The sequence below is a fragment of the Streptomyces sp. NPDC085900 genome, from assembly GCF_044540925.1.
Taxonomy (GTDB): domain Bacteria; phylum Actinomycetota; class Actinomycetes; order Streptomycetales; family Streptomycetaceae; genus Streptomyces; species Streptomyces gilvifuscus.
The window spans coordinates 574,088-591,985 of the sequence record NZ_JBITSP010000003.1 but is presented as its reverse complement, the minus strand read 5'-3'; the positions used below and the strand labels follow the sequence as shown (position 1 = coordinate 591,985).

19 protein-coding genes are annotated in these 17,898 nt (G+C 71.3%); 6 read left to right on the top strand and 13 right to left on the bottom strand.

Annotated features, from left to right (window positions below):
- Positions 1-4: 4 nt before the first annotated feature.
- Positions 5-766, bottom strand: a complete 762-nt coding sequence (locus ACIGDI_RS12145) for a prolyl oligopeptidase family serine peptidase (protein WP_399894325.1) — start codon at positions 764-766, stop codon at positions 5-7.
- A gap of 113 nt (positions 767-879) precedes the next feature.
- Here ACIGDI_RS12145 and ACIGDI_RS12140 point away from each other — a divergent pair, with 113 nt between their 5' ends.
- On the top strand, positions 880-2,037 hold the full coding sequence (locus ACIGDI_RS12140; RefSeq protein ID WP_399894322.1) for an adenosine deaminase: 1,158 nt from the start codon (positions 880-882) through the stop codon (positions 2,035-2,037).
- Between the two features lie 139 nt (positions 2,038-2,176).
- The gene (locus ACIGDI_RS12135; protein ID WP_399894319.1) at positions 2,177-2,533 is read left to right on the top strand and encodes an ATP-binding protein; all 357 of its coding nucleotides are present in this window, start codon (positions 2,177-2,179) and stop codon (positions 2,531-2,533) included.
- Positions 2,534-2,604: 71 nt separating this feature from the next.
- Here ACIGDI_RS12135 and ACIGDI_RS12130 read toward each other — a convergent pair whose 3' ends face one another.
- From ACIGDI_RS12130 to afsQ1, 5 genes are all read right to left on the bottom strand, one after another.
- Positions 2,605-2,808: a PspC domain-containing protein gene (locus tag ACIGDI_RS12130; RefSeq protein ID WP_200703212.1), complete on the bottom strand. Its 204-nt coding sequence runs from the start codon at positions 2,806-2,808 to the stop codon at positions 2,605-2,607.
- 94 nt (positions 2,809-2,902) lie between these two features.
- On the bottom strand, positions 2,903-3,454 hold the full coding sequence (locus tag ACIGDI_RS12125) for a VanZ family protein (protein WP_399895250.1): 552 nt from the start codon (positions 3,452-3,454) through the stop codon (positions 2,903-2,905).
- Positions 3,455-3,547: 93 nt separating this feature from the next.
- Positions 3,548-4,165 carry a hypothetical protein gene (locus tag ACIGDI_RS12120; protein ID WP_272175369.1) on the bottom strand — a complete coding sequence of 206 codons (618 nt, stop codon included), beginning with the start codon at positions 4,163-4,165 and terminating at the stop codon, positions 3,548-3,550.
- Positions 4,166-4,209: 44 nt separating this feature from the next.
- On the bottom strand, positions 4,210-5,787 hold the full coding sequence (locus ACIGDI_RS12115; protein WP_399894315.1) for an ATP-binding protein: 1,578 nt from the start codon (positions 5,785-5,787) through the stop codon (positions 4,210-4,212).
- On the bottom strand, positions 5,784-6,461 hold the full coding sequence (gene afsQ1, locus ACIGDI_RS12110) for a two-component system response regulator AfsQ1 (RefSeq protein WP_200703209.1): 678 nt from the start codon (positions 6,459-6,461) through the stop codon (positions 5,784-5,786). Before afsQ1 ends, ACIGDI_RS12115 begins: the two co-directional genes overlap by 4 nt.
- Before the next feature lie 231 nt (positions 6,462-6,692).
- Between afsQ1 and ACIGDI_RS12105 the strand changes: the two genes are divergently transcribed.
- Complete coding sequence (locus tag ACIGDI_RS12105; protein WP_058923588.1) at positions 6,693-7,436, top strand: SigE family RNA polymerase sigma factor; 744 nt, start codon at positions 6,693-6,695, stop codon at positions 7,434-7,436.
- A gap of 204 nt (positions 7,437-7,640) precedes the next feature.
- Here ACIGDI_RS12105 and ACIGDI_RS12100 read toward each other — a convergent pair whose 3' ends face one another.
- Complete coding sequence (locus tag ACIGDI_RS12100; RefSeq protein WP_399894311.1) at positions 7,641-8,276, bottom strand: uridine kinase; 636 nt, start codon at positions 8,274-8,276, stop codon at positions 7,641-7,643.
- A gap of 128 nt (positions 8,277-8,404) precedes the next feature.
- Here ACIGDI_RS12100 and ACIGDI_RS12095 point away from each other — a divergent pair, with 128 nt between their 5' ends.
- Positions 8,405-8,812, top strand: a complete 408-nt coding sequence (locus ACIGDI_RS12095; protein WP_399894308.1) for a hypothetical protein — start codon at positions 8,405-8,407, stop codon at positions 8,810-8,812.
- A 72-nt stretch (positions 8,813-8,884) separates the two neighbouring features.
- On the opposite strand, the gene ACIGDI_RS12090 is transcribed toward ACIGDI_RS12095, so the two are convergent.
- The 3 genes from ACIGDI_RS12090 to deoC are packed head-to-tail and all read right to left on the bottom strand — an operon-like array spanning position 8,885 to position 12,169.
- On the bottom strand, positions 8,885-9,772 hold the full coding sequence (locus tag ACIGDI_RS12090) for an aldehyde dehydrogenase family protein (RefSeq protein WP_399894305.1): 888 nt from the start codon (positions 9,770-9,772) through the stop codon (positions 8,885-8,887).
- Positions 9,765-11,201: an aldehyde dehydrogenase family protein gene (locus tag ACIGDI_RS12085; protein ID WP_399894302.1), complete on the bottom strand. Its 1,437-nt coding sequence runs from the start codon at positions 11,199-11,201 to the stop codon at positions 9,765-9,767. The genes ACIGDI_RS12090 and ACIGDI_RS12085 overlap by 8 nt, the downstream gene beginning before the upstream one ends.
- A 5-nt stretch (positions 11,202-11,206) precedes the next feature.
- A complete protein-coding gene (gene deoC, locus ACIGDI_RS12080) occupies positions 11,207-12,169 on the bottom strand; it encodes a deoxyribose-phosphate aldolase (RefSeq protein WP_399895247.1) in 963 nt (320 codons plus the stop codon).
- A 178-nt stretch (positions 12,170-12,347) separates the two neighbouring features.
- On the opposite strand from deoC, the gene ACIGDI_RS12075 reads away from it, so the two are divergent.
- Positions 12,348-13,031, top strand: coding sequence for a PH domain-containing protein (locus ACIGDI_RS12075; protein WP_399894299.1), 684 nt, complete (start codon positions 12,348-12,350; stop codon positions 13,029-13,031).
- Between the two features lie 48 nt (positions 13,032-13,079).
- Here ACIGDI_RS12075 and ACIGDI_RS12070 read toward each other — a convergent pair whose 3' ends face one another.
- The 3 genes from ACIGDI_RS12070 to ACIGDI_RS12060 form a co-directional block, all read right to left on the bottom strand.
- Complete coding sequence (locus ACIGDI_RS12070) at positions 13,080-14,711, bottom strand: phospho-sugar mutase (RefSeq protein ID WP_399894296.1); 1,632 nt, start codon at positions 14,709-14,711, stop codon at positions 13,080-13,082.
- 216 nt (positions 14,712-14,927) lie between these two features.
- Positions 14,928-15,752, bottom strand: coding sequence for a purine-nucleoside phosphorylase (locus tag ACIGDI_RS12065; RefSeq protein WP_200702328.1), 825 nt, complete (start codon positions 15,750-15,752; stop codon positions 14,928-14,930).
- Between the two features lie 131 nt (positions 15,753-15,883).
- Positions 15,884-16,321 carry a gamma-glutamylcyclotransferase gene (locus tag ACIGDI_RS12060; RefSeq protein ID WP_399894291.1) on the bottom strand — a complete coding sequence of 146 codons (438 nt, stop codon included), beginning with the start codon at positions 16,319-16,321 and terminating at the stop codon, positions 15,884-15,886.
- Between the two features lie 106 nt (positions 16,322-16,427).
- On the opposite strand from ACIGDI_RS12060, the gene ACIGDI_RS12055 reads away from it, so the two are divergent.
- Positions 16,428-17,876: an NAD(P)H-quinone dehydrogenase gene (locus ACIGDI_RS12055; protein ID WP_399894288.1), complete on the top strand. Its 1,449-nt coding sequence runs from the start codon at positions 16,428-16,430 to the stop codon at positions 17,874-17,876.
- The last annotated feature ends 22 nt before the right edge of the window (positions 17,877-17,898 follow it).

Genomic DNA, 17,898 nt, shown 5'->3' with positions numbered 1-17,898 from the left:
CCGGTCACCGGCGCAGCGACTTGCCGAACCCCGCGGCCAGCGGCATCCGCAGGCCCAGGGGAGGCGGAGCCGCCAGCGCGTCCTCGACCGGCCGCGACAGCCCTCTGCCGAACAGCGCCCCCATCACGAAGTCCTCGGTCAGGGCGTGCACTTCACGCCGGTACTGGTGCAAGCCGTGGCCGTCGGCGTGCACTTCGAACCGGCACACCTCCCGGTTCGCCTTCTTCGCCCGGGCCGCCAGCCGGAACGACAGCTCCGGATCGGTCCGTTCGTCGTTCGTGCCGTGCACCAACAGCACCCGTCGGCCCACCAGCTGCTTCACCGGTTCAGGGGACGCTGCCACGTCCTCCTCCGGCAGCCAAGGCGCGATCGCCACCACGGAGTTGACGGCCTCGTGCCCGCCGGCGCGCAGCGCGGCCCGACCGCCCATGTCGAAGCCGACGAGACACACGGGAACGTCCCCGTACCGCCGTACGACCTCGTCCACGCCCCAGGACGCGTCCCGTGCCAGATGGGCCTCGCTGCCGTTCCAGCCCCGGTAGCGGTAGTGGACGACATGCGTGGCCAGCCCGTCCTCCCGGCCGGCCCGGGCCAGCCTGCGGCCCAACGCCCGCACGGAGGCGGCCGCCAGCACGGGAGACGGTCTGCGGTCGGACTCCTCGTCGCCGCCGGGGAGCAGCAGCACCACTGCGCTCACCGCCGTCGGCTCCGGACCGATCGCCCTCCCCAGCCGGGCCCGTCGTACCGGCGTCGCTTGGTGTGCCATGACAGAACAGTGTCAGAAGCGAGGGTGTACATGACCCGTCGGTGCGGTCACCGTTACGTATCGACGCAGATGTACACCGCGCCGTCTACGCGCGTAGGAGGTAGAGTGCGGAAATGACGAGCCAGACCATGTCGAACACCCCGACGCCGGACCAGATCCGCCGGGCGCCGAAGGTTCTGCTGCACGACCACCTCGACGGCGGCCTCCGTCCGGGGACGATCGTCGAACTCGCCCACAGCACGGGCTACTCACGCCTCCCCGAGACCGACCCCGGCAAGCTCGGCCTCTGGTTCCGCGAGGCGGCCGACTCCGGTTCGCTGGAGCGATACCTGGAGACCTTCTCCCACACCGTCGGCGTCATGCAGACCCGCGACGCCCTCGTCCGGGTCGCGCGCGAGTGCGCCGAGGACCTCGCCGAGGACGGCGTCGTCTACGCGGAGGTGCGCTACGCGCCCGAACAGCACCTCGAGGGCGGACTGAGCCTCGAAGAGGTCGTCGAGGCCGTCAACGAGGGCTTCCGGGAGGGCGAGCGGATCGCCCGTCAGAACGGCCACCGCATCCGCGTCGGCGCCCTGCTCACCGCCATGCGGCACGCCGCCCGCGCGCTGGAGATCGCCGAACTCGCCAACCGCTACCGCGACCTGGGAGTCGTGGGCTTCGACATCGCGGGCGCCGAGGCCGGCTACCCGCCCACCCGGCACCTCGACGCCTTCGAGTACCTCAAGCGCGAGAACAACCACTTCACCATCCACGCCGGCGAAGCCTTCGGGCTGCCCTCCATCTGGCAGGCCCTGCAGTGGTGCGGCGCCGACCGGCTCGGGCACGGGGTGCGCATCATCGACGACATCCAGGTGCAGGCCGACGGCTCGGTCAAGCTCGGGCGGCTCGCCTCCTACGTCCGGGACAAGCGCATCCCGCTGGAGCTGTGCCCCAGCTCCAACCTGCAGACCGGCGCCGCCTCCTCGTACGCCGAGCACCCGATCGGGCTGCTGCGCCGGCTGCACTTCCGCGCCACGGTGAACACCGACAACCGGCTGATGTCCGGCACCAGCATGAGCCGGGAATTCGAGCATCTTGTCGACGCATTCGGTTACACGCTCGACGACATGCAGTGGTTCTCCGTCAATGCGATGAAATCAGCGTTCATTCCTTTCGATGAACGACTGGCCATGATCAATGACGTCGTCAAGCCGGGATATGCGGAGCTGAAGTCCGAATGGCTGTTCCAGCAGACCGCCTCCACCAGCGCTTCTGCTGACACGGAGGACTGAACCGGCGATATCGGGGGGCGCGGAATGCGGACGGGTATTCACAATCCGTCCGCATTTCGATGTTTGCGGCGGCAGCGTCCGCGTGTTTACGTTCGGGGACCGCTCACATCCCCGTAACCCCATTTCGAGGACGCATTCAATGAAGCAGTCTGCTGTCAAGACCCTCGGTGTCGCCGCCCTGGGTGCCGCCTTCGCCGCCGTGGGCGCGGGTGCCGCGACCGCGGCCCCGGGGCTCCCGAACGCCACCGGGGCGCTGGACAACGTCACCAAGACGCTCCCGGCGGAGAACCTCTCCCACGCGGTGCCGGGTGCCGGTGACACGGCGGCCCACAGCAAGGACGCGGTCGACGCCGGACTGGCCGCCGTGCAGCCGGTCGCGGCGCAGATGCTCGCCCACGGCCCGACGGGGCCCGTCGCCGGTCTGCTCGGCGGCCTCCCGGTGGCCCAGGGCCTGCCCACCCACGGACTGCCGGTGAACGGCCTCCCGCTGGGCTGACCCCTCGACGCGCCGATGGGGCGCACCCCCTGGACACGGGGTGCGCCCCATCGGCGTACGCGCGAAAGGTGTCACCAGGCGGCGCGGGCCGCCTTGTCCTCCGAGGGCAACAGGATCCACAGGGCTATGTAGAGCAGGAACTGAGGGCCCGGCAGCAGGCACGACACCAGGAAGATCACCCGCATCGTGGTCGCGGAGGTGCCGAAGCGCCGAGCCAGACCGGCGCACACTCCGCCGATCATGCGGCCGTTGGTGGGGCGGACGAGGGCGGACATCTGCGGCTCCTTCGCGAGCGTCGGTCGAGGAGGCCCTTGGCGGCTTCCTCATCTGCCTTCCACGCTACGGGGACGAAGGGGGCGAAGCATCGCTCTACGGTGCGATCCCGACCCTGGGAAACGTCGGGGTCCGACCCTGAGCCGCCTCCTCCTGGTGGACGGCCGTCCGGTCCTCCCGCTCCGACCTGCGGCGCAGCCGGACGCGGACGGCCGGGACGACGGCGAGGTGGGCCAGGGCCACCCCCACCGTGTTGAGGAGCAGGGAGTCGACGTCCGGGACCCGGCCCGGGACGCCCGTCTGCAGCAGCAGGATGCCGAGCGAGACCAGGGCGGCGGCCGCGGTCGTGCGGACCAGGGAGCCGAGCGGCGAGGAGTGCAGCCTGCCGTGCGCCGCCGGAAGCAGCACGCCCAGCGGGGCGAGCAGGGCGAGACCCTCGGCGATCCGGCGGGCCGCCACCTCCCAGCCCAGCAGCAGATCGGCCCGGATGCCGGCGAACGGGCGCACGTTCGGCGGCGTCACCCAGGGCACGTCCAGCGGGCGCAGCGTGAGCCAGGCGACGAACGCGAGGTGTGCGACGAGGAGGACACCCCCTGTCACACGGATGCGGATCGCGGCGCTGCCGCCGATGGAGCCTTGACGCTGCACGCTGCCCAAGACGCGCCCCCCGGCGGGATCGGTTCCGTGTTGCCCCGACGTACCGCTGTGAGGCCTGTGCCACACCCGGGGTTCAGGGGCGGTTCAGCCGCCCGTGACCCGACTCGACGGCGGCTGCTCGCTGCCCGGCCGGGAGCGCACCTCGTCCGTGCACTCGTAGCGGCGCAGCGGCCCGCGCCCGGGCCCGCCGAGGATCACCGAACCGTCGCCCTCGGCCGCCGCCGAGTCGGAGAACGTGCACACGACCTGGGCGAGGGCGTAGGAGGTCAGATCACTCGGCGCGGTGCTCAGCCGCAGCGCGTCGTCGGGGTCGCCGGCGCGCGGGCCGCCGACCGTCATGCCGCCGCGCACGCCCGTCGTGTAGCCGGCCTCCTTCTCGACGGCCGACGGCGTCGCCGCCAGCTGGTCGAGCAGCCCCTGCGCGACCAGGACGCGCCGCTGCGAGTCCGCCGTACCGTCCGGCACGCGCACCGTCCGGTCGACGGCCACCAGCGACGAGCCGCACAGCAGGAACACCTGCACGGGCAGGCCGCGCGAGGCCTGCGCCGAGACGTCCGGCTGGGCCAGGGAACAGGTGACCTGCGAGGGTGCCGCGCCGAAGTCCGTCGGGACCTGGGTGGAGCGGATGCCGCAGCCGGCGAGCAGCCCGGCGAGGACGGGCAGCGCCGGCAGGAGCCACGCCTTCGACCGGCGACCCCGCACGGCAGGTCGACGCCACGGCCACGACCGGCGTCCCCGTACGTCCATCACGCGTCCCTCTTCTCGGCCTCGCCGTCGGCGTCCTCCGTGAGCGCCGACACGTCCCGCGGCAGGCGCAGCGTGAACACCGCCCCGCCCTCGGGCGAGTTGGCGGCGGTGATCTCGCCGCCGTGGATGTGGGCGTTCTCCATGGCGATGGAGAGGCCCAGTCCGCTGCCGTCGGAGCGCGGGCGGGAGGCGCTCGCCTTGAAGAAGCGGTCGAAGACGTGCGGGAGGACGTCCTCGGGGATGCCGGGCCCGTGGTCGCGCACGGCGATCACGACCTCCGCGCCCTTCCCGCCCTGCGCGTCCGAGGCCCGCACCGAGACCCGCACCGGCGAGCCGCCGTGCTTGAGCGCGTTGCCGATCAGGTTGGCGAGGATCACGTCCAGGCGGCGCGGGTCCAGACGGGCGTGGATGCCGCGCTCGGCGTCCAGCTCGACGGCGTCCAGCCAGGCGCGGGCGTCGATGCAGGCGGTGATCTGGTCGGCGACGTCGACGTCGTCCAGGACCAGCTTCGCCGTGCCCGCGTCGAAGCGGGTGACCTCCATCAGGTTCTCGACCAGGTCGTTGAGCCGCCGGGTCTCGCTGACGACGAGCCGTACGGCGGGCTCGATCATCGGGTCGATCGACCCGGACTCCGCCTCCAGCTCCTCCTCCAGGATCTCCGTCACGGCGGTGATCGCGGTGAGCGGGGTACGGAGTTCATGGCTCATGTCGGCGACGAACCGCCGGGACGCATCGTCCCGCGCGGCCATGTCGTCGACCCGTTTCTCCAGCGCCTCGGCCGCGTCGTTGAACGTCCGTGACAGATCGGCCAGTTCGTCGGTCCCCGACACCCGCAGCCGGGTGTCCAGCCTGCCCTCGCCGAGCCGGCGCGCGGCGACCCCCAGCCGCTGCACGGGCTTGAGCACCGTCGACGCGGCGGCCTGCGCGAGCAGCGCCGAGCCGACCAGGGCCAGGCCGGTGGCGATGCCCAGCGACCAGGCCAGCGAGTTGAGGTCCTTGGCCTCCGGCTCCAGCGACTTCAGCATGTACCCGGTCACCCCGCCGTCGATCACCTTCGTGCCGGCCACCAGATACGGCGTGCCGTGGTCGGTGACGCGCTGCCAGTACAGGTGGTACGCGTACTTGTTGCCGGAGTCGACCTTCTGCCGCTTGTTCACGGCCGCCCGCAGGGACGCGGGCACGTCCCGCAGCGAGAAGCCGTCCAGGGCGCCCGAACTGCCGTACACCGTCTTGCCGTCGGCGTCCCGGGCGACGAGCAGCACGCTGAAGCGCTGGCTGCTGTTCGCCATCTGGCTTGCCGTGCGCTGCAGTTCGTCCTGCGTGGTGTGCGGGGGCAGGGTGCCCGCCCGGTTCTGCATCGCCTGCTTGAAGTCGCCGAGCACGGCGTCCTGGGTACGCGTGAGCACGGCCTCGCGGTTGAGCCAGTAGGCGATTCCCGAAGCGGACACGGCCGCGGTCAGCGCGACCAGCCCGAACACGACGACCAGACGCAGCCGCAGACTGGTGAACCGCAGCCGTGACAGATGACCCTTGCGAGTCGCGGCCCAGCCGCGAACCCCCCCTTGCGCTTCGGTCACTGAGGCGTGTCCAGCCGGTAGCCCACGCCGCGCACGGTACGGATCAGCGTCGGGGACGACGGTACGTCCTCGACCTTGGCGCGCAGCCGCTGGACACAGGCGTCCACCAGCCGCGAGTCACCGAGGTAGTCGTGCTCCCAGACCAGGCGCAGCAACTGCTGCCGGGACAGCGCCTGTCCCGGCCGCCGGCTCAGCTCCAGCAGCAGCCTGAGCTCGGTCGGGGTCAGCTGCAGGTCCTCGCCGTTCTTCGTGACCGTCATCGCGGCACGGTCGATCACGAGGCTGCCGAACGTCGCCGAGTCGCTCGCCTCCCGCTCGCCGCGCCGCAGCACGGCCCGGATCCGGGCGTCCAGCACCCGGCCCTGGACCGGTTTGACGACATAGTCGTCGGCGCCGGACTCCAGGCCCACCACCACATCGATGTCATCGCTGCGCGCGGTCAGCAGAATGATCGGCAGCTGGTCGGTGCGCCGGATGCGACGGCACACCTCGAAACCGTCGATGCCGGGCAGCATGACGTCCAGCACGATCAGGTCCGGCCGCTGCTCGCGCAGCAGCTTCAGGCCGTCCTCGCCGGTGGCAGCCGTGGCCACGCGGTGACCCTGGCGCGTCAGTGAGAGCTCCAGGGCCGTTCGGATGGCGTCGTCGTCCTCGATCAGCAACAGGGAAGGCACGGGGCTCATTCTGGCCCATGGAGGGGGTCCGGTACGACACCTGGACCGATGCATGCGCCTACCGCTTCTCTCTGTGACCTTGCCGTGTCTTCCCTGCGACCGACCCCTGTGACAGCTCTGTGACAGTCGGCGGACACGGCCATGAAGGTGCGAGGGCAAGCTTTTCGGCACAGGCAAGGAAGCACCGCCTGAGCAAGCAGAACACCGGAAGTCCACGACGGGGGGCGCGAGATGAACACGCTGCACGGCATGAGCACCAGCGCAGTGGTCACGCGCCTGCACGACGTGGCCGGGGGCCGGGGTTCCGAGAAGTCCGGCGCCGTGAGCGGGCGGGGGTGCGCTCGCGGCGCCGGGCGTCAGCACACCGCCTACATGACGGTGGTTGACGGTTTCACGGGGGAAACGCACGGGGGAAGCGCGTACGGGGAGGGCTCGGGGGAGCGTCGTTCGCTGTCGGAGGCGGAGTTCACCGCCTACGTCCAGGAGCGCCGCGCCTCCCTGTACGCCACCGCCTACCACCTGACCGGTGACCGCTTCGAGGCCGAGGACCTGCTGCAGAGCGCGCTGTTCTCGACGTACAAGGCCTGGGACCGGATCAGCGACAAGGCCGCGGTCGGGGGCTACCTCCGCCGCACCATGACGAACCTGCACATCAGCGCGTGGCGCCGCCGCAAGCTGAACGAGTACCCGACCGAGGAGCTGCCGGAGACGCCCGGCGACACGGACGCGATGCGCGGCACCGAACTGCGCGCCGTCCTGTGGCAGGCGCTCGCCCGGCTGCCCGAACTCCAGCGCACGATGCTGGTCCTGCGCTACTACGAGGGCCGCACCGACCCGGAGATCGCGGAGATCCTCGACATCAGTGTCGGCACGGTGAAGTCGAGCATCTGGCGGTCGCTCCGCCGGCTGCGCGAGGACGAGGTCCTCAGCTTCGGCCGTGACGAGGAGGACGCCTTCGGGGAGCTGGTCGCCTGAGGGCTGGGGGGAGCAGGTGACGGGGGAGCGGTAACACCGGGGGTCACGGGGGACCGACGGGGGTCACGGGGGAAGTCCCACGGGGGAGGACACGGGGGAACGGGGGGAGCGGGACTGGAGGGCCGGGGGGTCCGTCCAGTCCCGCTTTCGCGTGTGCGCCGCCGTGTGTCGCCGCCTTCGCGGATGTTCGGCGAAGGTGCCTGTTCAGGCCGTCGGCGTCGAGGACGGGTGGTGGGTCACCGCCGCGGTGGCCAGCCGGGTCAGGGCCTCGTCGCGGTCGCAGGGGTGGGCGCCCAAGGTGGTCTGGCGGGAGACGATCGTGCGTTCCTGGCGCATCAGGCGCCAGCCGCGGCGCAGCAGGAACGGGACCGACTTGCGGCCCTCTTTGAGGTCCCGCACGAAACGGCGGCGGAAGGTGCGCACCGGGCCGCGGCTCAGGCACAGCGCGTCCGCGAGCAGTCCCTCCTGCCGGCACCGGTCGATGATCTCGGCGGCGAAGACGCCCTCCGCCACGAACAGCGGGGTGCGCCCGATGTCCACGGCGTCCTCGCCGGTGCGCGCGGAGAGGGAGAGGTCGTAGACGGGGATCTTCGTACGGCCCGTGCGGCACAGGTCGGCTATCGCCGCCACCGCCGCCTCCCTGTCCCAGGAGTCCGGGTGGTCCCAGTCGATGTCGGAGCTCCCCGTCACCAGCGGCAGCGTCGGGTCGTCGCCCTCCTTGTAGAAGTCGTCCAGGCGCAGCACCGGGAGGCCCGAGCGGGCGGCGACGAGGGACTTGCCCGAGCCCGAGGGGCCGCAGAGCAGCACGACACGGGCGGAGGTGGGGAGATGGATGCTCACGGGACACCAGTTTGACGCATTCCGTACGCCCTGCCGACCCCGCGGGTCGGCATTGGATCGCGCGTCACACCTCAACTACCCTTCGTGTCGACCCGATTACCCCGCGCAGCAGAAGGTGGCACCAGCAAATGTCACGACACACGTCGTCCCCCGCCCCAGCCGTCCAACGCGCCCTGGTCGCCCTCGCGACGGCGGGTGTGGCGCTCGGCGCGGGTGCCGCGACGGCCTCCGCCGCCGACACCGAGCCCCTCGTGGACGTGTTGCACACCCGGCCCACCAGCCTCGGCAAGATCGACCCGCAGTCCGGGGTCCAGGCCCTCACCGGCACCGTCGGCTATGTCACCGGCCCGGTCTCCGGCCTCAAGCCCAACCCGCTCGCCGGTACCGGCGTCGACCCCCTCGACAACGGCGTCGGCACCCAGCTCGCCGACTTCAAGGCCCTGAACACCCAGATGCTGACCGGGCCCGTCGCGCAGGCCTCGTCGATCGGCAGCATCCCGGTGCTCGGCCAGGCCACCGGCCTGCTGGGCCACTGAGGCCCGCACGGCGGAGAGCCGCGCCTCCCCCGGACGGAGGGGAGGCGCGGCTCTCGGCTTGTGGGGGGGAGGTCAGTAGGACGAACCCGACGCGCCCAGTGAACCCGTCGGGTGCCACACCGTCTTCGTCTCCAGGAACGCCGTCATGCGGTCGACGCCCGGGGTGTCCGACCAGTTGTCCACAGGCTGTGGACGCAGGACGCGCTTGAGGTTGTTCGCCGCCGCGATCTCCAGCTCCTTCGCCAGCACGTCGTCCGCGCCCGCGAGGTCGATTGCGTTGACGTCCTGGTGGGACGCCAGGGGGGTGGCGATCTCCGCCGTACGGCCCGACAGGACGTTGACCACGCCGCCGGGGACGTCCGAGGTGGCCAGGACCTCGGCGAGGGACAGAGCGGGCAGCGGGGACTTCTCGGACGCCACCACGACCGCCGTGTTGCCCGTCGCGATCACCGGGGCGAGCACCGAGACCAGGCCGAGGAACGACGACTCCTGGGGGGCCAGGACGGCCACCACACCCGTCGGTTCGGGCGAGGAGAGGTTGAAGAACGGGCCCGCGACCGGGTTCCCGCCGCCGACCACCTGGGCGATCTTGTCCGTCCAGCCCGCGTACCAGACCCAGCGGTCGATGGCCGCGTCCACCTGTTCGGTGGCCTTGGACTTCGACAGGCCCTCCGCGTCGGCGACCTCGTGCACGAACTGCGACCGGCGGCCCTCCAGCATCTCGGCGACGCGGTACAGGACCTGGCCGCGGTTGTAGGCGGTGGCGCCGGACCAGGCACCGACGGCCTTGCGGGCCGCGACCACCGCGTCACGGGCGTCCTTGCGGGAGGAAAGGGGCGCGTTCGCCAGCCACTTGCCCTTGGAGTCCGTCACCTCGTACACCCGGCCGCTCTCGGAACGCGGGAACTTCCCGCCGACGTACAGCTTGTAGGTCTTGAGGACACTCAAACGGTCAGACATCGAGGTACGCCTCCAGGCCGTGGCGACCGCCCTCGCGGCCGAAGCCCGACTCCTTGTAACCGCCGAACGGCGAGGTCGGGTCGAACTTGTTGAACGTGTTGGACCAGACGACGCCCGCGCGCAGCTTGTTCGCCACGGCGAGGATCCGGGAGCCCTTCTCGGTCCAGATGCCCGCCGACAGGCCGTACGGCGTGTTGTTCGCCTTGGCGACCGCCTCGTCAGGCGTGCGGAAGGTGAGGACCGACAGCACCGGGCCGAAGATCTCGTCGCGGGCCACGGTGTGCGCCTGGGTGACGTTCGTGAACAGCGTCGGGGCGAACCAGTAGCCGGCGGACGGGATCTCGCAGGCCGGCGACCAGCGCTCGGCGCCCTCCGCCTCGCCCTGCTCGACGAGCCGCGTGATACGGGCCAGCTGCTCCTCGGAGTTGATCGCGCCGATGTCCGTGTTCTTGTCCAGCGGGTCGCCGAGACGGAGCGTGGACAGGCGGCGCTTGAGGGAGTCGAGGAGTTCGTCATGGATCGACTCCTGCACCAGCAGGCGGGAGCCCGCGCAGCACACCTGGCCCTGGTTGAAGAAGATGCCGTTGACGATGCCCTCGACGGCCTGGTCGATCGGGGCGTCGTCGAAGACGATGTTGGCGCCCTTGCCGCCCAGTTCGAGGGTGAGCTTCTTGCGGCTGCCCGCGACCGTCCGCGCGATCTCCTTGCCCACGGCCGTGGAGCCGGTGAAGGCGACCTTGTTCACGTCCGGGTGCGCGACGAGCACGGCGCCCGTGTCGCCGTACCCCGGAAGGATGTTGACGACGCCCTTGGGCAGGCCCGCCTGGCGGCAGACGTCCGCGAAGAAGAGCGCGGACAGAGGCGTCGTCTCGGCGGGCTTGAGGACGACCGTGTTGCCGGTCGCGAGCGCCGGGGCGATCTTCCAGGCCAGCATGAGCAACGGGAAGTTCCAGGGGATGACCTGGCCCGCGACGCCCAGCGGCTTCGGGTTCGGGCCGAAACCGGCGTGCTCCAGCTTGTCCGCCCAGCCCGCGTAGTAGAAGAAGTGCGCCGCGACCAGGGGGAGGTCGGCGTCGCGGGTCTCCTTGATCGGCTTGCCGTTGTCCAGGGTCTCCAGGACCGCGAGCTCACGCGAGCGCTCCTGGATGATCCGCGCGATGCGGAACAGGTACTTGGCGCGCTCTGAGCCCGGCAGCGCCGACCACTTCTCGAAGGCCTTGCGGGCGGCCGCGACGGCACGGTCGACGTCCGCCTCGCCCGCCTGGGCGACCTCGGAGAGGACCTCCTCGGTGGCGGGACTGACGGTCTTGAAGACCTTGCCGTCGGCCGCCTCGGTGAACTCGCCGTCGATGAACAGGCCGTAGGAGGGCGCGATGTCGACGACCGAGCGGGACTCGGGTGCGGGTGCGTATTCGAATGCCGATGCCATGGTGATCAGTCCACCGTCACGTAGTCGGGGCCGGAGTAGCGGCCGGTGGCCAGCTTCTGACGCTGCATCAGCAGATCGTTCAGGAGCGAGGAGGCGCCGAAGCGGAACCAGTGGTTGTCCAGCCAGTCCTCGCCGACGGTCTCGTTGACCAGGACGAGGAACTTGATGGCGTCCTTGGAGGTGCGAATGCCGCCGGCCGGCTTCACACCGACCTGGATGCCGGTCTGGGCACGGAAGTCGCGCACGGCCTCCAGCATCAGCAGGGTGTTGGCGGGGGTGGCGTTCACGGCGACCTTGCCGGTGGATGTCTTGATGAAGTCGGCACCGGCCAGCATGCCGAGCCAGCTGGCGCGGCGGATGTTGTCGTACGTCGACAGCTCGCCGGTCTCGAAGATGACCTTGAGCCGGGCCTCCGTCCCGCAGACCTCCCGCACGGCGACGATCTCGTCGTACACCTTCATGTAGTGCCCGGCGAGGAACGCCCCGCGGTCGATGACCATGTCGACCTCGTCGGCACCCGCGGCGATCGCCTCGCGCACGTCCGCCAGCTTCACGGTGAGCGCCGCGCGGCCCGCCGGGAACGCGGTGGCCACCGAGGCGACCTTCACGGAGGAACCGGCGACGGCCGCCTTCGCGGTGGCCACCATGTCGGGATAGACGCAGACGGCCGCGGTCGACGGAGTCGTCCGGTCGGTCGGGTCCGGGTGGACCGCCTTGGCGCCGAGCGCCCGGACCTTGCCCGGGGTGTCCGCGCCTTCCAGCGTCGTCAGGTCGACCATCGAGATGGCGAGGTCGATGGCGTACGCCTTCGCGGTCGTCTTGATGGAACGGGTGCCGAGAGAGGCGGCGCGCGCCTCCAGACCGACCGCGTCGACGCCGGGCAGCCCGTGGAGGAAGCGGCGCAGCGTGCCGTCGGACGCGGTGACGTCGGCGAGTGCGTGAGCTGCGTTGGGTGCAGTGGTGGGCATGGTCACCAGACGAGCATATCTACGCGCGTAGCGGCTGTACACCCCGAGAGGTTGCTCCGCGGGGGCGGCTCTTTCGGTGCGTGGTGGGGGTTCGCTTTGCGGGCGCGTGGAGGGGCTCGCTTTGTGGGAGGTGGGTGCGGAGCGGTCTCGCTTTCCGACCTGAGGCAGAATCGCCCCCATGACGACCCCCGAGCCCTCGACGCCGGCCACGGCCACGGACCGTGTCCATCGCTCCTCCGCAGGCATCGCCGGAGGCGTCCTCCTGCTCGCCATCACCCTCTGGCTCGGCATCGACGCGATCGTCGCCGGCCACGGACGCACGCCCTGGCTGGCGCTGGCCGCGATGATCCTCGTCATCCCGCTGATCGTCGCCTTCACCATCCGCCCCGCCGTCCAGGTCAACGACGAACGGCTGCGCATCCGCAACCCGTTCCGGCTGATCGTGCTGCCGTGGGGCGAGGTCGCCGCCCTCAGGTCCGGATACTCCAACGAGGTCGTCGACAAGAGCGGCACCAAGTACCAGCTGTGGGCCGTCCCCGTCTCGCTGCGCGCCCGCAAGAGGGCGGCCCGGCAGGAGGCCCGGAACGCTGCCGACCGGGCCGCTGGGGCGAGCGGAGTCGGTCGCCGCGGCGGACTCGGTGGGGTGGGCCGGCTCGGTGCCGGGGGCTTCGGCGGTGGCGTTCCGGACGGGGCCACCCGCGCCCCGGCCGACCGGGTCATGGACGACCTGCGCGAGACGCTCGGTGAACGCGGCGAGAAGGAGTCCGCGCAGGGTGAGGTGACCGTGCGCTGGGCGTACGAGGTCGCCGGGCCGGCGTTGGCCGGGGCGGTTCTGTTGGCGATTCTGGTGGCTACCGGCTGAGCTGGGTTTTCGGTTCGGGAACGGGCGCCCTTTCGGGCGCCCGTTTTCTCAGATGCCCGCCGCCGTCGACAGGTCCTGCTTGAGGGACTCGAGGACTTCGTTCGCCCTCGCGTGTGCGGAGGGCAGGTCCTTCGGGGTTTTCACGGGGACGACCACCTCCAGGTAGCACTTGAGCTTCGGCTCCGTGCCGCTCGGGCGGACGATGACGCGGGCGCCCTCCAGCGTGTACCGCAGGCCGTCGGTGGGGGGCAGCTTGTCGGTGCCCTGCGTGAGGTCCTCCGCCTTCGTCACCGGCAGGCCCGCCAGGCTGGTGGGCGGGTTCTCGCGGAGCCGCTCCATCGCGCGGGCGATGACCGAGAGATCCTGGACGCGGACCGCCAGCTGGTCGGTGGCGTGCAGGCCGTGCTCCACCGCCAGGTCGTCCAGGAGGTCGAGGAGGGTGCGGTTCTCCTCCTTGAGCGTCGAGGCGAGCTCGGTGATCAGGAGGGCCGCCGTGATGCCGTCCTTGTCGCGGACGCCCTCGGGGTCCACGCAGTAGCCGAGGGCCTCCTCGTAGCCGTAGCGCAGGCCGTCGACGCGGGCGATCCACTTGAAGCCGGTGAGGGTCTCCTCGTAGGGGAGGTTGGCCGTCTCGGCGATGCGGCCGAGGAGGGACGACGAGACGATCGACTCCGCGAACGTGCCCTGCGCTCCGCGGGCCACCAGGTGGGCGGCCAGGAGGGCGCCGACCTCGTCGCCCCGGAGCATGCGCCAGTCGGCGCCCTGCTTCACGGCGACCGCGCACCGGTCCGCGTCGGGGTCGTTGGCGATGATCAGATCGGGGTCCGTCTCGCGGGCCCTGGCGAAGGCCAGGTCCATCGCGCCGGGCTCTTCCGGGTTGGGGAAGGCGACCGTGGGGAAGTCCGGGTCGGGGTCGGCCTGCTCGGCGACCAGGACCGGCTCCGGGAAGCCCGCCCGGGCGAAGGCCGCCAGGAGGGTGTCCCTGCCCACGCCGTGCATGGCCGTGTAGACCGTGCGGGCGGTGCGGGGGGACGTGGGTGCCAGGACCTCGTCCGTGCGGGCGAGGTAGGCGTCCAGGACCGCGTCGTCCAGGGTCTGCCAGCCGGTCTCGGGGCGGGGGACGTCGTGGAGGGAGGTGATCGACTCGATCTGTGCCGCGATCTCCGCGTCCGCGGGGGGCACGATCTGGGAGCCGTCGCCGAGGTAGACCTTGTAGCCGTTGTCGCGGGGCGGGTTGTGGCTGGCCGTGACCTCCACGCCGGCGACCGCGCCGAGGTGCCGTATGGCGAACGCGAGGACGGGGGTGGGGAGCGGGCGGGGCAGGACGGCCGCCCTGAGGCCCGCGCCGGTCATGACGGCCGCGGTGTCCCGGGCGAAGTCGGCCGACTTGTGGCGGGCGTCGTAGCCGATGACGACCAGGCCGTCGGTGTGGCCGCCGGCCTTGAGGTAGGCGGCCAGGCCCGCGGCGGCGCGGATGACGACCGAGCGGTTCATGCGGTTGGGGCCGGCACCGATCTCACCGCGCAGGCCGGCCGTGCCGAACTGGAGGGTGCCGCTGAAGCGGTCGGCGAGTTCTGTCAGGTCGCCGGCCTCGATGAGCTTCGCGAGCTCGTCGCGGGTGTCCGGGTCCGGGTCCTCGGCGAGCCAGGTCTGAGCCCGGGCGATGAGGTCGTCGTGCACGGTCGGTCAGCCTCTCGTTGTGGTCGGGTGCCTGCGGCGCAGCTGCGGGTGGTGGGGGTGCCTGTCGCGCCTGCGGTTCGGTTGTGGGGCGGGGCCGGGACGGGGGGTGTCCGTCCTCGGACGGGCGGTGCCGGTATTTTCTGTGCTGTTCGTCGACGCCCGTCGCTGCGGGCGGACACCCCCCGCCCCGGCCCCTTCTCGCCGTTCGCGGCTGGCTCAGAGCCGTCCCAGGACCTGGGCGAGCAGGGAACCCATGCGCGTGGCGCTGTCCCGGCCGGCCTGGAGGACCTCCTCGTGGTTGAGGGGTTCGCCCGTCATGCCGGCGGCGAGGTTGGTCACCAGGGAGATGCCCAGGACCTCGGCGCCCGCCTCGCGTGCCGCGATCGCCTCCAGGACCGTCGACATACCCACCAGGTCGGCGCCGATGACGCGGGCCATGCGGATCTCGGCCGGCGTCTCGTAGTGCGGGCCGGGGAACTGCGCGTAGACGCCCTCTTCCAGAGTGGGGTCGATGTCCTTGCACAGGGCGCGCAGGCGGGGGGAGTAGAGGTCGGTGAGGTCGACGAAGTTCGCGCCGATGATGGGCGAGGTGGCGGTGAGGTTGATGTGGTCGCTGATCAGGACGGGCTGGCCGGGGCGCATGCCCTCGCGCAGGCCGCCGCAGCCGTTGGTCAGGACGATCGTCTTGCTGCCGGCTGCCACGGCGGTGCGGACGCCGTGTGCGACGGCGGCCACTCCGCGGCCCTCGTAGTAGTGCGTGCGGCCCAGGAAGACCAGGGCGCGCTTGTCGCCGATGGTGTACGAGCGGATCTTGCCGCCGTGGCCCTCGACCGCCGGGGGCGGGAAGCCGGGGAGCTCGGTGACCTGGAACTCGGCGTCGGGAGCGCCGAGGGCGTCCACGGCCGGTGCCCAGCCGGAGCCCATCACGAGGGCGACGTCGTGGGTCTCGGCGCCGGTCAGTTCGCGCAGGCGCGTGGCGGCGGCGTCGGCGGCGGCGTGGGGGTCGCCCTGGACGTCGTCCGGAAGAAGAGATGCGTTCACGCGGTCGAGGGTAGCCGGTTCCTGCCTACGCGCGTAGATGACAGAGCTGACGGGTTGGCGATCGTTGTCTTGTCGTTTCCAACGAAGGTGGGCGGCTTGTGGGGAGGGTGGTGGCTGTGAGGCCGCTGTGTTCAGCAGGGGCGTTTGCGCAGTTCCATCACGTAGTCGTGGGGGGCGCCCGCCGATTCCGCCGCGTCCGCGATCTCGCCCAGGTAGCGCGCCGAGGGCAGGCCGCCCTCGTAGCCGTTGAGGACGTAGAGCCAGGCCTGCTCCTCGCCCTCCAGGGTGTGGACCCGGACCCGGGCGCGGCGGTAGATGCCGAGCCCCACGCCCTCCCAGCGGTCCATCGACTCCTCGTCCGGTGGCGCGATGTCGTAGAGGGCGACGAACACCTGGGAGGTGGGGTCCTCCGCGAGGGTCGCCAGCGCTCCCTCCCAGCCCATGTGCTCGCCCCCGAAGGTCAGCCGCCAGCCGTTCAGCCAGCCCGTGGCGCGCATCGGCGAGTGCGGGGCGCGGCGGGTCATCAGCCGCGCGTCGAGGTTGCCGGCGTACGCGGCGTAGAGCGACATGGGGAGAGAGTACGGCAGGGCGAACAGGGGGCTCACGCGTATCAGGTGCCCCTTGCCAACCCATTGCCGCGGCCCCGGGCAGTGGCACCTTGGCGAGTGCGGGACAATGGGGTACGTGACTCGGATCGTGATCATCGGTGGCGGACCCGGCGGATACGAAGCGGCGCTGGTGGCCGCTCAGCTCGGCGCGGAGGTGACCGTCGTCGACTGCGACGGTCTGGGCGGGGCGTCGGTGCTGACCGACTGCGTGCCGTCGAAGACTCTCATCGCCACGGCCGAGGTGATGACCACCTTCGATTCTTCGTATGAAGAGCTGGGGATCATCGTCGCCGATGACACTCCGCCCCTGGAGCAGGCCGCCCGGGTGGTGGGTGTCGACCTGGGGAAGGTCAACCGGCGTGTGAAGCGGCTCGCGCTGGCGCAGTCGCACGACATCACCGCCTCCGTGACCCGTGCGGGGGCGCGCGTCATGCGCGGGCGCGGGCGACTGGAGGGCATGCAGGCCCTCGACGGGTCCCGGAAGGTCGTCGTCTCGGCCGCCGACGGGACCGAGGAGACCCTCACCGCGGACGCGGTGCTCATCGCCACCGGCGGTCACCCTCGTGAGGTGCCCGACGCCCAGCCCGACGGTGAGCGCATCCTGAACTGGACCCAGGTCTACGACCTCACCGAGCTGCCCGAGGAGCTCATCGTGGTCGGATCGGGTGTGACGGGCGCCGAGTTCGCCGGTGCCTATCAGGCGCTGGGGTCCCGGGTCACGCTCGTGTCCTCGCGTGACCGGGTGCTGCCGGGCGAGGACCCGGACGCCGCCGCGGTTCTCGAGGACGTCTTCCGGCGCCGTGGCATGAACGTCATGGCGCGCTCGCGGGCCGCCGCCGCCAAGCGGGTCGGCGACCGGGTGGAGGTCACGCTCGCCGACGGGCGGGTCATCACCGGGTCGCACTGTCTGATGGCCGTCGGCGCCATTCCCAACAGCGCCGGACTGGGGCTGGAGGAGGCCGGGGTCCGGGTGCGGGAGTCCGGGCACATCTGGACCGACAAGGTCTCCAGGACGACCGCTCCCGGTGTCTACGCCGCCGGTGACGTGACCGGCGTGTTCGCTCTCGCCTCGGTCGCGGCCATGCAGGGGCGTATCGCCATGTACCACTTCCTGGGCGATGCCGTGGCTCCGCTGAACCTGAAGACCGTGTCGTCGAACGTGTTCACCGATCCCGAGATCGCCACCGTGGGGTACACCCAGGCGGACGTGGACGCCGGGAAGATCGACGCCCGGGTGGTGAAGCTGCCGCTGCTGCGCAATCCGCGCGCCAAGATGCAGGGCATCCGGGACGGCTTCGTGAAGCTTTTCTGCCGGCCCGGCACGGGAATCGTGGTGGGCGGTGTCGTGGTCTCCCCGCGCGCCTCGGAGCTGATCCATCCGATCTCGATCGCCGTCGACAACAATCTGACGGTCGAACAGATCGCGAACGCGTTCACCGTCTATCCGAGTCTTTCGGGGTCGATCGCGGAGGTGGCGCGGCAGCTCCACACCCGTAAGACCGGCGGCGACGTCTGACGGCCTGAAGCGACTCCCCGCT

Excerpts from the sequence above, each read along its gene's own strand:
- ACIGDI_RS12140 (WP_399894322.1), top strand. The coding sequence starts at position 880 with ATGACGAGCCAGACCATGTCGAACACCCCGACGCCGGACCAGATCCGC.
- ACIGDI_RS12095 (WP_399894308.1), top strand. The coding sequence starts at position 8,405 with ATGTCACGACACACGTCGTCCCCCGCCCCAGCCGTCCAACGCGCCCTG.
- ACIGDI_RS12085 (WP_399894302.1), bottom strand. The coding sequence starts at position 11,201 with ATGGCATCGGCATTCGAATACGCACCCGCACCCGAGTCCCGCTCGGTC.
- ACIGDI_RS12090 (WP_399894305.1), bottom strand. The coding sequence starts at position 9,772 with ATGTCTGACCGTTTGAGTGTCCTCAAGACCTACAAGCTGTACGTCGGC.
- ACIGDI_RS12145 (WP_399894325.1), bottom strand. The coding sequence starts at position 766 with ATGGCACACCAAGCGACGCCGGTACGACGGGCCCGGCTGGGGAGGGCG.
- ACIGDI_RS12055 (WP_399894288.1), top strand. The coding sequence starts at position 16,428 with ATGGGGTACGTGACTCGGATCGTGATCATCGGTGGCGGACCCGGCGGA.
- deoC (WP_399895247.1), bottom strand. The coding sequence starts at position 12,169 with ATGCCCACCACTGCACCCAACGCAGCTCACGCACTCGCCGACGTCACC.
- ACIGDI_RS12130 (WP_200703212.1), bottom strand. The coding sequence starts at position 2,808 with ATGTCCGCCCTCGTCCGCCCCACCAACGGCCGCATGATCGGCGGAGTG.
- ACIGDI_RS12105 (WP_058923588.1), top strand. The coding sequence starts at position 6,693 with ATGAACACGCTGCACGGCATGAGCACCAGCGCAGTGGTCACGCGCCTG.
- ACIGDI_RS12135 (WP_399894319.1), top strand. The coding sequence starts at position 2,177 with ATGAAGCAGTCTGCTGTCAAGACCCTCGGTGTCGCCGCCCTGGGTGCC.
- ACIGDI_RS12060 (WP_399894291.1), bottom strand. The coding sequence starts at position 16,321 with ATGTCGCTCTACGCCGCGTACGCCGGCAACCTCGACGCGCGGCTGATG.
- ACIGDI_RS12075 (WP_399894299.1), top strand. The coding sequence starts at position 12,348 with ATGACGACCCCCGAGCCCTCGACGCCGGCCACGGCCACGGACCGTGTC.